At 70.3% G+C, this 11,975-nt stretch carries 10 protein-coding genes; 7 read left to right on the top strand and 3 right to left on the bottom strand.

Annotated elements, in window-relative coordinates; genetic code table 11:
• Positions 1-3: 3 nt before the first annotated feature.
• Positions 4-621, bottom strand: coding sequence for a TetR/AcrR family transcriptional regulator (locus ACYVD1_RS24455; RefSeq protein WP_460776836.1), 618 nt, complete (start codon positions 619-621; stop codon positions 4-6).
• A 188-nt stretch (positions 622-809) separates the two neighbouring features.
• On the opposite strand from ACYVD1_RS24455, the gene ACYVD1_RS24450 reads away from it, so the two are divergent.
• Positions 810-3,290 (top strand): beta-glucosidase, encoded by a 2,481-nt coding sequence (locus tag ACYVD1_RS24450; RefSeq protein WP_460776835.1) that lies wholly within the window; start codon positions 810-812, stop codon positions 3,288-3,290.
• Between the two features lie 219 nt (positions 3,291-3,509).
• On the opposite strand, the gene ACYVD1_RS24445 is transcribed toward ACYVD1_RS24450, so the two are convergent.
• The gene (locus tag ACYVD1_RS24445) at positions 3,510-4,517 is read right to left on the bottom strand and encodes a LacI family DNA-binding transcriptional regulator (RefSeq protein ID WP_460776834.1); all 1,008 of its coding nucleotides are present in this window, start codon (positions 4,515-4,517) and stop codon (positions 3,510-3,512) included.
• 199 nt (positions 4,518-4,716) lie between these two features.
• Between ACYVD1_RS24445 and ACYVD1_RS24440 the strand changes: the two genes are divergently transcribed.
• The 3 genes from ACYVD1_RS24440 to ACYVD1_RS24430 all read left to right on the top strand — a co-directional run bounded on the left by ACYVD1_RS24440 (position 4,717) and on the right by ACYVD1_RS24430 (position 7,677).
• Positions 4,717-6,012, top strand: coding sequence for an MFS transporter (locus ACYVD1_RS24440; RefSeq protein WP_460776833.1), 1,296 nt, complete (start codon positions 4,717-4,719; stop codon positions 6,010-6,012).
• Between the two features lie 44 nt (positions 6,013-6,056).
• On the top strand, positions 6,057-6,752 hold the full coding sequence (locus ACYVD1_RS24435) for an alpha/beta fold hydrolase (RefSeq protein ID WP_460776832.1): 696 nt from the start codon (positions 6,057-6,059) through the stop codon (positions 6,750-6,752).
• A 226-nt stretch (positions 6,753-6,978) separates the two neighbouring features.
• Positions 6,979-7,677: an alpha/beta fold hydrolase gene (locus ACYVD1_RS24430; protein WP_460776831.1), complete on the top strand. Its 699-nt coding sequence runs from the start codon at positions 6,979-6,981 to the stop codon at positions 7,675-7,677.
• Between the two features lie 35 nt (positions 7,678-7,712).
• Here the strand turns inward: ACYVD1_RS24430 and ACYVD1_RS24425 are convergent, their stop codons facing one another.
• Positions 7,713-8,678: an FkbM family methyltransferase gene (locus ACYVD1_RS24425; RefSeq protein ID WP_460776830.1), complete on the bottom strand. Its 966-nt coding sequence runs from the start codon at positions 8,676-8,678 to the stop codon at positions 7,713-7,715.
• A 250-nt stretch (positions 8,679-8,928) separates the two neighbouring features.
• Between ACYVD1_RS24425 and ychF the strand changes: the two genes are divergently transcribed.
• From ychF to ACYVD1_RS24410, 3 genes are all read left to right on the top strand, one after another.
• Positions 8,929-10,014, top strand: a complete 1,086-nt coding sequence (gene ychF, locus ACYVD1_RS24420) for a redox-regulated ATPase YchF (protein ID WP_460745664.1) — start codon at positions 8,929-8,931, stop codon at positions 10,012-10,014.
• Positions 10,015-10,196: 182 nt separating this feature from the next.
• On the top strand, positions 10,197-11,333 hold the full coding sequence (locus tag ACYVD1_RS24415) for a Fic family protein (protein ID WP_460776829.1): 1,137 nt from the start codon (positions 10,197-10,199) through the stop codon (positions 11,331-11,333).
• 410 nt (positions 11,334-11,743) lie between these two features.
• Positions 11,744-11,926 carry a recombinase family protein gene (locus tag ACYVD1_RS24410; RefSeq protein WP_460776828.1) on the top strand — a complete coding sequence of 61 codons (183 nt, stop codon included), beginning with the start codon at positions 11,744-11,746 and terminating at the stop codon, positions 11,924-11,926.
• Positions 11,927-11,975 lie beyond the last annotated feature (49 nt).

The raw sequence follows: 11,975 nt of genomic DNA, 5'->3' as shown, positions 1-11,975 counted from the left end.
CTCTCAAGCCCCGGGGGCCTCGTGCCGCCCAACGCGCAGGATTTCGGACAGCAGGGCCACGAGGGCGGGCATGTCCACGGCCTCGGGCTCGTACAGCCACTGGAGCTGGAGTCCGTCCATGGCGGCCGTGAGCAGGGCCGCCGCCTGTTCGGGGGTGGCCCCGCTGGGCAGCGGGCCGTCGCGCCCGTCGCGCAGGGAGTCCGCGATCCGGTTGCGCAGCCGGTCGAAGCGGTCCGTGAAGTAGGCCGCGGCGGGGTGGTCCCCGGTGGTCCCCTCGGCGGACAAGAGGGCGTAGAGGCGGACCAGGCCGGGGCGCGCCGAGTTGAGTTCGACGATCTCGGTGAGCCGGGCCGGGTCGCCCAGGTCGTCGAACTCGGCGCTGTCCACCTCGTCGCGGCGCTCGATCACGGCCACCAGGAGGGCTTCCTTGCTGGGGAAGTGGTGCAGCAGGCCCTGCTGGCTGAGGCCGACCCGCTGGGCGACGGCGGCGAGTGAGCTGCCCCGGAAACCCGAGACGGCGAATTCCTCCAGGGCCGCGTCCACGATCTGCTCGCGGCGGCCGGGACTCGGCGGGCGCCCGCGTCCGCGCCGAACCGCGGGGAGGGGGGTCTCGTCGCTCATCGGGCCAAGGGTACTGGTGGGGCGGCTTGCTCACCGCAGCAGGGCCGCGTCGAGGGCTGTCGGAAACGGGGTAGTCACAGTGCTTCACACCGCGTGCTTATTCGTTTAACCTAGCGGAAGCATTTTCCCGAATGCATGGTAGGTAAATTCGGTCCGCGCCCACGACGCGGCCAACTCTGGGGAGTGAAATGACCGCACCGACCGACGCCTTCGCCCGCGCGCGCCGCGTGGAAGAAGCCCTCGCCTCCCTGGGCCTGGAGGGCCGGGTCCGCCTGCTCTCCGGTGAGTCCATGTGGGCGATCCCCGCGGACCCCGCCATCGGGCTGGGACGGCTCGTGATGTCCGACGGTCCCGTCGGCGTCCGCGGCGAGCACTGGACGCCGAACGACCCGTCGATCCAGCTCCCCAGCCCCACCGCCATCGCGGCCACCTGGGACCGGGGACTCGTCCGGGAGGCCGGGCGCCTGCTCGCCCAGGAGGCCCGTCGCAAGGGCGTCCACGTCCTGCTCGCCCCGGCCGTGAACATGCACCGGTCGCCGCTGGGCGGCCGCCACTTCGAGACCTTCTCGGAGGACCCCTACCTCACCGGCGAGATCGGGGCCGCCTACGTGGCCGGGGTCCAGTCGGGCGGTGTCGCCACCACCGTCAAGCACTTCGCTGCCAACGACTCCGAGACCGACCGCTTCACCGTGGACGTGCGTGCGGACGAGCGCACCCTGCGCGAGATCTACCTCGCGCCCTTCGAGCGCATCGTCGCCAAAGCCGGCCCCTGGGGTGTCATGGCCTCCTACAACCGGGTCAACGGCGTCTCGATGACCGAGAACGCCGAGATCAACTCCGTGCTGCGCGACGAGTGGGGCTTCGACGGCTTCATCGTCTCCGACTGGACCGGGGCACGCGACACCGTCCGCGACGCCCTGGCCGGACTCGACGTCGCCATGCCCGGCCCCAACACCGTCTACGGAGAACACCTGGTCGACGCCGTCCGCGACGGGCGCGTCCCCGAGGAGGCCGTGGACGCGCTCGCCCGCCGCGTCCTGCTCCTGGCCGCCCGGGTGGGGCTGCTGGAGGGCGCCGAGCCCGTGGTGGCCCCCGCTGACCGGCCCTCCGAGCTGGACGGGCGCGCCGTCGCCCGCGAGGTCGCCACCCGCTCCTTCGTGCTCCTGCGCAACGAGGACTCCGCGCTGCCCATCGAGCCCGCCGGCACCAGCCGGGTGGCTCTGATCGGACTGGCCGCCTCCGAGGCCCGCACCAGCGGCGGGGGCAGCGCCAGCGTCTTCGCCGAACGGACCGTCACCCCCCTGGAGGGCCTGCGCGCGGCCCTGCCCGAGGACACGGAGCTCACTTACGCGGTGGGCGCCGATCCCCGGGCCAGTCTGCCCGCGGTGGACGCCCCGCTCACCGCAGCCTTCCTCGACGCCGACGGCCGGGTCCTGGCCACCGAGCCGCTGCCGGACGGCACCGCCCGCTGGATCGGCGAGCTTCCGGACGGGGTCACCAACGCCGAACTCGACCGCATCGTTCTGGAGGGCACCTTCACGCCCGCCGTCGGCGGTGAGCACCTCTTCGGGGTATCGGGGGCGGGAGGGTACCGCCTCACCGTTGGAGAGCGCCTCATCTTCGAAGGCGACCTGGTGTTCGAGGGCGACGACCCGGCGGCGGCGATGTTCGACCCGCCCGCCACCTCCATGCCCGTGAACCTCACCGAGGGTGAACCGGTCCGGCTGCACGTGGAGAAACGCCACCAGGACCTGGGCATGGGCGACTTCGCGTTCATCGGGTTCACCCTGGTCCACCGGGCACCGATGGCCGACGCGGACACCCTCATCGAGGAGGCGGTCGAGGCCGCCCGGGGCGCCGACGCCGCGGTCGTCGTCGTGGCCACCACGGCCGACGTCGAATCCGAGGGCTTCGACCGCTCCGAGCTCGCCCTCCCCGGCCGCCAGGACGAGCTGGTCGCCCGCGTCGCCGCCGTCAACGAGCGGACCGTGGTCGTGGTCAACGCGGGAGCCCCGGTGGAGATGCCCTGGCGCGAGGACGTCTCGGGCATCCTCCTCACCTGGTTCGGCGGGCAGGAGCTGGGCGGGGCCCTCGCCGACGTCCTGCTCGGCCGCCGCGACCCCTCCGGCCGCCTGCCCACCACCTGGCCGGCCGAGGAGAAGGACGTGCCGGTGCTCGACGTAGTCCCGACCGACGGGGCCCTGGACTACTCCGAGGGTGTGTTCGTCGGCTACCGCGCCTGGGAGCGCGCCGGGACCGAACCGGCCTTCTGCTTCGGCCACGGGCTGTCCTACACGGAGTGGCGCTACGACGGCGTCGAGGTGGAGCTGGCCGCCCCGGGGCAGCGCGCCGAGGACGGGGAGGAGCTCCTGGCCACTGTCCGGGTGCGGGTGACCAACACGGGGGAGCGCGGGGGGAACGAGGTCGTGCAGGTCTACCTGGCGCCGAACGAGCCCGGCGACCGCCCGGCCAGCGCCCTGGCGGGCTTCGCCGCGGTGAGCGCCGCCGCTGGGGAGTCCGTGGATGCGGTCGTGGCCGTGCCGCGCGACGCCGTCCGCACCTGGGCACCCGACGCCGACGAGTGGGAGTACGTCCCCGGTGGCTACGAAGTGCGCGTGGGCCGTTCCCACGGGGACGTCCGCCTGACCGTCCCGGTCGAACTCAAGTAGCCGGGGCCGACAGTCGCACCAGGGGTGCCAGCGGTTCGGTAACCGACTGGGGCCCGGATAACCGAGACGAGAGAACCGCCCCGGGCCCGCGCCGTACCTCGGGCCCGGGGCGGCCGTCCACGGGTCGGGTGGGGGAAGGCGGCAGCGGGCACGGGAGGTGCGGTCCGCAGCCGACAGGGCCTGTCCTTCCCTTTCCCGCGCCCCGCCCCGGGCGGTCGCTCAGGTCTGGCGCCGGACCAGGGCCGGGGTCCAAGGGGACAAGTGGACCTCGGTTCGGTCCCGCAACGCCTCCACGATCCTGCGTGCTACCGCTCCGGTGTCCTCGCTGCTCATCCGTACGCTGGTCAGCCGCGGGCGCAGCATCTGGCAGAGCATGACGTCGTCCGTGCCCACGAGCGCCACCTGTTCGGGGACCCGTACCCCCGCGTCCATTAGGGCTCCCAGCAGCAGCCCGCTGAACTCGTCGTTGTACCCGAACACCCCGTCGGGCAGCCCTTCGTCGGACCAGGCCCCCACGACCCGGGCGGCGTCCTCGGCCGACCAGTCCATCTCCGCGCGGCGGACGCGTGCTCCGCCCGCCGCGGCAGCGTTCGCCAGGCCCTCCAGCCGGGGCTCGCCCATCTCGCGGAGGATCCCCTCGCGCGGGACCACCGCCGCGAGGTCGCGGCAGCCGCGTTCCACCAGGTGCTTGCCGGCCACCTCGCCGGCGCCCCGGTTGTCCATGTTCAGGGTGGACACCCCGGTGCCTTTGGCCAGTTCGGGGTCGGCTCCTACCGAGACCACCTGGATGTCAGCCTTGCGCAGCAGTTCGATCCCGGCCGGGGTGAGCCGGTCGTGCCCCGCGACCACGGCGGTCGGGCGCATTCCCGCCCACGTGCGCGCGGCCTTCACGCCCCGGTTGCGTTCGGCGCCGTACTGCATGAGCGTGTAACCGAGTTCACGCAGGTCACGCGATAGATCGGAGAGGAACGTGGTGGCCAGCGGTCCCTGGACGGCGTCCATCTGGACGTGGAGGACCAGGTCGCTGGAGCCGCTGCGCAGCGACCGTGCGCTGGCGTGCGGTACGTACCCCAGTTCGTCCGCGATGGAGCGCACCCTGGCCTTGGTCGCCTCGGTGATGCGCGCCCCGGGTGTGTCGTTGAGCGCGTACGAGACGGTCGCGGTTGACACCCCCGCACGCTTGGCGATGTCGGTGAGGGTGGCCGGTCGTGGGCGGATCGAAGTCATACGGCTTATCTTGCCCTGCCTGCCGGGGACCTGGGTCCGATTCGGTGGCCCGTTGGGCCGGACTCTTCCGAGAAGTTGTGTGAACGCCGTGTGAAGAAGCTATTGACACGGTTAAACGATTAACCTAGCTTAAACGAATAATCAATGCCTGAACAGGTGTTTCTCCCCGCCTATGACCGCACGCCAAGGAGGCTGTCTCATGTCCGTACCCGTGTCCCCCCGATCGGGGAAGGACGCCTCCTCAGCCGTGCCCGTCACCGGCCGGCGCAGTCAGCGTCGGCTCATCCCGGTGCTCGGTATGGGAAACCTCGCCGTCTACGCCTTCTACCTGGGCATCACCGGTATCCTGCTGCCCCTCCAAGTGCAGGGCCTCACCCCCGGGAACGAGGAAGCCGCCGTCGCCAACCTCGGCATCGTCTCCGGGATCGCGGCGGTCTTCGGTACCGTGTTCAACCCCATCGGCGGCGCGCTCTCGGACCGCACCCGCTCACGCTGGGGCCGCCGCAACCCCTGGATCCTCGGCGGTGCGGTCGCGGCCCTCCTCGTGTTGCTCGTGCTGGGTTTCGCCGACTCGTTGCTGATGATGATCATCGGGTGGTGCCTGGCCCAAAGCGCCATGAACCTGCACCACGCCGCCCTCACCGCCATCATCCCCGACCGCGTCCCCTATGAGCGGCGCGGCACCGCGGCCGCCGCCATGGGCATCGCCATCGCGGTCGCCGGAGTGTTCGGTACCGGGATCGCCTCCCAGTTCACCTCCAACCTCGCGTTCGGGTACATCGTCCTCGGCGGCCTCGTGGTCGCGGTCGGCGTCCTGATCACCTCGACCACCCACGACCCCCGGGGCGAGGAACTGCCCGAGCGGACCGCCCCCGAACGCGTCAATCCCCTGGTCGCCCTCGGCCGTTTCCTGTCGGCCCTGTCCCACCGCGACTTCGCGCTGGTGTTCGTCGGCCGCGCGCTGCTCTTCCTCGGCTACTTCCTCATCCTGACCTTCCAGCTCTACATCCTCGACTACTACATCGATCTGCCCGAGGGCCTCGAACCCGCCGCCGCGGTCACGATCCTCACCTTGGTCATCGCCTGCGGCACGGTCGTCACCACCGCGATCGGCGGCCCTTTGTCCGACCGGTTCGACCGCCGCAAACTCTTCGCGCTGGTCTCCGGTGTCATCACCGCGCTGGCGATGCTCATTCCCTTCTTCGTGCCGACCTGGACCGGCATGCTCCTCTTCGCCGTGGTCAACGGCAGCGCCTTCGGCTTGTTCATGGCCGTGGACACCGCCCTGGCCACCCTCGTCCTGCCCAGCAAGGCGGACGCCGCGCGCGACATGGGCGTGCTCAATATCGCCGCCGCAGGACCACAGGTCATCGCCCCGTTCATCGCCTCGACGGTCATCCTCCACCTGGGCGGATACAGCTCCCTGTTCCTGGTCGGGTCGGCCGTCGGACTCATCGGCGCCCTAGCCATCGTGTTCGTCCGCGGCGTCCGCTGACCCGCGCTACCCGAGCCCCACCCCGCTCCGGAAAGGCCCCCACCATGCGACTCCACACGTACGACACCGGCGCCGGCGACCGCACGGCGGTGCTCGTCCACGGCGCCATGTCCGACCACGGAACCTGGCACGCCGTGCAGACCCACCTGATCGGTCTCGGCTACCGGGTGGTCGGCGTGGATCTGCGCGGGCACGGCCGCAGTCCGCGCGGCCCCTACACCGTCGAGGCCCTGGGCCGGGACCTCGTGGACTCCCTGCCCGCCGGCGCCGACCTGGCCCTCGGGCACTCCATGGGCGGCCTGGCCCTCTCCCTGGCCGTGGGCCGCCTACGGCCGGCCCGCGCTGTCTACTCCGACCCCGCCTTCTCCTTCGCCGGGATGTCCGATGGGGTGATCGAGGCGATGAGGGGGATGGTCGCCGAGGCCACCGCGGAGAGCGTGCGAGCGATGAACCCGCGGTGGAGCGACGCCGACGTCGCCGCCGAGCTGGCCGGGTTCGCCGCCTTCGACCCCGCGTTCTTCGACGTCGTCGAGGAGGCCGCCAGTGGGGAACGGCTGCCCGACGAACCGGTCGTGCCCTCCATGGTCCAGCTGGCAGACCCGAGCTTCACCGTCGGCCCAGACGACGCACGCCTGCTCGCCGGGCGCGGTTTCACCGTCCGCACCGTCAAGGGCGCCGGCCACTGCGTGCACCGCGACGACCTGACCGGCTTCCTGAACTCTCTCGACGGCTGGCTCTGAGCCCCGCCGCGCCGATGGGACCCGCTGGTGCGGGGAACACGAGGCACTCCTCGAGCTGTACCTCCTGATCCGGGTGTGCGGGCCAAGGGGCGCCGGAGCGCTGTCCGCAACCGGCCAACGGCGGGGGTTGCCGTGGGGCATCCGAGCCCACACGCTTTCCGGAACCGCCCGCGACACCCCGGCTCGGGCAGCGTGACATCCCCCGGCTCGGGAGAAAGGCCCCCACATGCGCCTCGCGACCTACAGCAGCGGAGAAGGAGACCGGACGGCGCTCCTCGTCCACGGGGCAGCGTCCCTGCACCGGACCTGGCACGCCGTCGAGGACGAACTCCTCGGCCGGGGGTACCGGGTCATCGGTGTCGACCTGCGCGGACACGGCCGCAGTCCGCGCGGCGAGTACTCGTTCGAGGCGCTCAGGCAGGACCTCGTGGACTCGCTCCCGGTCGGTGCGGACCTGGCCGTGGGCCACTCCATCGGGTGCGTGGCGCTGTCCCTGGCATTGGAACACCTGCGCCCGTCCCGGGCCGTCTACGTGGACCCCTCGTTCCGCATCCCGGTCCCGCCTGAGGGCGCGGCCGAGCGGATGCGGGAGGTGTTCGCCGACGCGGACGCTGACCGCGTGCGCGAGCTGCATCCCCGGTGGGGCGACGCGGACGTGCACCTCGAACTGGACGGTTTCGCCGCCTTCGACCCGGCCTTCCACGACTGGGTCTTCACCGAGGTGTGCGGGGAGGACCACTATCCCAAGGCGCCGGAGGTGCCCACGCTGGCGGTGCTCGCGGGGGAGGGCTCGCCGATCGGTCCCGAGGGCGGGGCGGTGCTGAGGGAGCGGGGGTTCACCGTCCGCACGGTCGAGGGGGCGGGCCACTGCGTGCACCGCGACGACTTGCCGGGACTGGTCACCGCCCTGGACGGCTGGATCTGAGCCGACCCGGCCCGGCACGGGGTCATCCTCGCGGTTCAGATCGGTTTCCCCTGGCAGTCGTCGAGGGATTTGCGCCAGGCGACCGCCGAGTCCCAGAAATCAGCGGGCGGGTCCTCCGGCGCGAGGATCCACATCCGCTCCCACGCAGGGGAGGCGAGTCCGCAGATCTCGCTCCGGGGCTCGTAGGGCGGCTCGCCGTTGACCGGGAACCACAGGTACTCCAGCGGATCCATGAGGGCCATCAGCCGCTCCTCCACGCCCCGACCGGGCCGCACCTTCACCATGACCCAGGGCCGGTAGCGGCGCAGGACCTCCAGGCCGCCCGCGACCACGTCGGGTTCGGTGCCGGCGGTGTCGATCTTGACCACGGTCGGGAAGGTCGCGGCGGTCTCGTTCCAGCGGGACAGGGTGGCGGTGCGGACGGCGATGTGCGCGAGCCCGGCTCGCGCGGTGTGCACGAGCCGGTTGCACATGTCGTTGTGCAGTGCCCGCCGCAGGTGTCCGGCCCCGTTGTGGTTGCTCAGGGCCAGGTCGACGACGGTGAAGCCGAGGTCGGCCGCCGCGGAGACGGCGCGCGCGGCCGACGCGAGCTCCGGAGTGGGTTCGAAGGCGAAGACGGGGCGGCGCGTGCGCGCGGCGGCGAGCATGGAGTACACCCCCACCCCGGAGCCGATGTCGAGAACCGCTCCCGGGCGCGTGTGGTCGAGGATCGCCATGAAGATCGCGAGGCTGTCGGGCTGGTGCCTGGTCAGGCCGAACTCGGCCAGGCGGCGGGGGACCGTCAGGTCGCCCGGCATCTGGAGGGCGAGCTCGTCCGGGCCGACCTTGCGCCGGTCGTCCGCAGGGCGGGGCAGGACCAGCGCGAAGCGGCGGTGCCACGGCGGGACCCGGGCCGGGTCCAGGCCGCCGAGCCGCTTGGGCAGGTGGACGCGGATCTGCCGGGTGGCGAAACGCACGAGCGGATAGCGGCGTACGAGCGCACGCAACTGGTCTTGGACCACAGTGTCTTCTCCCCAAAAGAACGGTGCCGTGGTGGCCGGGAACAGCAGACGCCCCGTCGTCCGATGGGTGCGCTCGTGGTCCGGACGGGTCTGCCCGGCTTCCGGCCGCGGTGCCCGGCGGCGCCTCCGAACCTACTCTGAGTAATGGGGGCGGTGCAGCGTGTTTTCGCGATTGGATTTCTTCGGTGGGATTCGCTTCACCGCGGGAGAAGGACTGGTCGGCCCGCCGATCCGCATAGACTCTGGGCTTGTGAGTCTGTCTATCGGGATCGTCGGCCTGCCCAACGTTGGCAAGTCCACCCTCTTCAACGCGCTGACCAAGAACGACGCTCTGGCCGCGAACTACCCGTTCGCGACCATCGAGCCCAATGTCGGAGTCGTGGGCGTGCCCGATGCCCGGCTCGCGAAGCTGGCCGAGATCTTCGGCTCGGCGAAGATCCTGCCGGCCACGGTGGACTTCGTCGACATCGCGGGCATCGTGCGCGGCGCCTCCACCGGCGAGGGCCTGGGGAACAAGTTCCTCGCGAACATCCGCGAGAGCGACGCCATCTGCCAGGTCATCAGGGCCTTCGAGGACGCCGACGTCACGCACGTCGACGGCGACATCGAGCCCTCCCGCGACATCGAGACCATCAACACCGAGCTCATCCTCGCCGACCTCCAGACCCTGGAGAAGGCCGTTCCGCGCTTGGAGAAGGACGCCAAGCGCAACGCGAAGGACAAGGGCGCCCAGGAGCTCCTCAAGGCCGCAAAGGAGGCCCAGGAGGTGCTCAACGAGGGCGTATCGCTCTCCCAGGCCAAGGACGTCGAGGTGGACCGGCTGCGTGAGCTGAGCCTGCTCACCGTCAAGCCGTTCATCTACGTGTTCAACCTCGACAGCGACGAGCTCGCCGACGAGGCCCTGCGTGCCAAGCTCCAGGACCTGGTCGCCCCGGCCGAGGCCATCTTCCTCGACGCCAAGATCGAGGCTGAGCTGGCCGAGCTGGAGGAGGACGAGGCCCAGGAGCTGCTGGAGTCCCTCGGGCAGACCGAGTCCGGCCTGGCCCAGCTTGCCCGCGTCGGGTTCTCCACGCTGGGGTTGCAGACCTACCTGACCGCCGGTCCCAAGGAGTCCCGCGCCTGGACCATCCGCAAGGGCGACACGGCCCCCGAGGCGGCCGGTGTCATCCACACCGACTTCCAGCGCGGGTTCATCAAGGCCGAGACCGTTTCCTTCAACGACCTGGTCGAGGCCGGCGACATGCAGGCCGCCCGCGCCGCGGGCAAGGTCCGTATGGAGGGCAAGGACTACGTGATGGCCGACGGCGACGTCGTGGACTTCCGCTTCAACGTCTGACCCATCCGACATCACACAGGGGGCGGGCCGGGCCTTCGGCCCGCCCCCGTCGTTTCCCTACTCCGAGGTTGCGTGTGGGGTCACCTTCGGCCGAGGCGTTGGGTCGCAGCGCGGGAGGCGGGCGCAACATCCCGATACAATGACGCATTGACGTAATGTTTGCGTAGGTCTACGGTGGTGGCATGCTCTTCCCCACGCCTGTCCTTGCCGCGGAGGACCAGCGCGTTCTCGACGAGATCGACAGCGTTCGCCGCTCGCTTGGTTTCCAGGTCCAGCGGACTCCGGCGAAATGGACCGAGGGATTGCGCAAGTTCCTCACTGCGGACGCTGTGGCGGCCTCCAACTCGATCGAGGGCTTCAAGGTGTCCACGGTCGACGTGGAGGATCTCCTCGAGGGTGAACGGGACGTTGACGTCTCTGATGAAGACCGTGAGGAAACGCTCGCCTATCAGCGCATGATGACGTACATACAGACTCTGCACGATGTTCCGGACTTCGCCTATGGCAAGGGGTTCCTCAACGCTCTTCACTGGATGTTGCAAGGGCACCGTCACACGCCCACCAGGCCGGCCGGGCAGTGGCGGCGCAGAGCGGTGTATGTGACAGACCCCCGGGACCCCACTATCGCGTCGTACACCGCGCCGGACGCGGCCGATGTTCCGGATTTGATGGCTGAGCTGGTCGAGTGGCTGAACACTGAAGATGGCACCCACCCGCTCGTGCGGGCGGCTATGGCCCACCTGCACCTGGTCGCCATCCATCCGTGGGCAGACGGGAACGGCCGGATGTCCCGGTCGCTCCAGACGATTCTCATCGCGAGGGAGGGGGAACTGGCCCCCGAGTTCTCTTCGATCGAGGCCTGGCTGGGCCGCCCCGGCAACACCTGGGAGTACTACAGGGAACTCCAACGTCGCGGTGCCACCTATACGCCTGACCAAGACGTCTCCGACTGGGTGCGGTTCAGCCTCACCGCATATCACCAACAGGTGCAGACGGTGAGCAAGCGACTGGAGCGGACCAATCAGGTGTGGCGCCTGCTCGGCGACTTCGCTGAGGAACGCGGGTTGGACGAGAGGGTGGTCTCGGCCCTGCACGACGTGGCGTTGTCCGGCCGAGTGCGTCGTACGCGTTATGAGCGGGAGGAAGGACTGAGTCTCCAACGCGCCCAACGTGATCTGCGGGGCCTGGTCGAGTCCGGCATCCTGACATCGGTCAACCGTACTCGCGCGCGCTTCTACACCGCGGGCCCCGCCTTTCCGGAGACGGCAATGGAAGTTGCACGGACACCGCTGACACTGGCCGATCCGTACCCGCGCTGAGTCAAGTGCGCTGATGGCGTGCGGGTGATCGAGACCGCGCAGCGGAGCAAGATTCCTCCTGACGTTCGCCAAGCCCGGGCATCGACTGCTCGAACGCCATGGACTGTCTCACCGCCGACATGTACTCGGCGATCGCCCGCAAGGAGATCGAGACCAAGGGTGAGCGCCAGTCCGGTGCCTAGCTCCAGCGCACCCGGCAGGGCAGAGCACCCAAGGGCCAGCGCCCTGTCGGCTATGCGACCAACGGTGACGTCGTCGAGCACAAGGCCGCGGCCGTCCGCGAGATGTAACGCCTGTTCGCCATCAAGGACGGCACGACGACCGCGTCCCTTGCCGCGGCGCTGTCGGGCAGGTAGGGGCCCGAGATCCCCAAGTCCATCCCGCATCTGCCCCGCCACACCCTCACGGTGATGCTCGAGCGCAACGAGCGCCGCGCTACCGACGGGCTCACCCTCAGAGACGTCTCCGACGACGGGCCCTGGCACCCGTCCACCGTGCTCGGCATCCTCCGCAACTCCCACTACGCGGGATACTCGGTCTACACCGATCGCCTCGACCGGGCGAAGAACAAGCGCCTTGGGGCAAGTGGTTGAGTTACGCTTCAACGTCAGATGTAGACCCGGTGTCATTCTGCTTCGCTCC

It is taken from the genome of Nocardiopsis nanhaiensis (assembly GCF_054778635.1).
This window is presented reverse-complemented; position numbering and strand designations above follow the sequence as displayed.

What these genes read in the sequence shown, in the direction of transcription:
- ACYVD1_RS24455 (WP_460776836.1), bottom strand. Translation starts at nt 621, where the DNA reads ATGAGCGACGAGACCCCCCTCCCCGCGGTTCGGCGCGGACGCGGGCGC.
- ACYVD1_RS24450 (WP_460776835.1), top strand. Translation starts at nt 810, where the DNA reads ATGACCGCACCGACCGACGCCTTCGCCCGCGCGCGCCGCGTGGAAGAA.
- ACYVD1_RS24445 (WP_460776834.1), bottom strand. Translation starts at nt 4,517, where the DNA reads ATGACTTCGATCCGCCCACGACCGGCCACCCTCACCGACATCGCCAAG.
- ACYVD1_RS24440 (WP_460776833.1), top strand. Translation starts at nt 4,717, where the DNA reads ATGTCCGTACCCGTGTCCCCCCGATCGGGGAAGGACGCCTCCTCAGCC.
- ACYVD1_RS24435 (WP_460776832.1), top strand. Translation starts at nt 6,057, where the DNA reads ATGCGACTCCACACGTACGACACCGGCGCCGGCGACCGCACGGCGGTG.
- ACYVD1_RS24430 (WP_460776831.1), top strand. Translation starts at nt 6,979, where the DNA reads ATGCGCCTCGCGACCTACAGCAGCGGAGAAGGAGACCGGACGGCGCTC.
- ACYVD1_RS24415 (WP_460776829.1), top strand. Translation starts at nt 10,197, where the DNA reads ATGCTCTTCCCCACGCCTGTCCTTGCCGCGGAGGACCAGCGCGTTCTC.
- ACYVD1_RS24410 (WP_460776828.1), top strand. Translation starts at nt 11,744, where the DNA reads ATGCTCGAGCGCAACGAGCGCCGCGCTACCGACGGGCTCACCCTCAGA.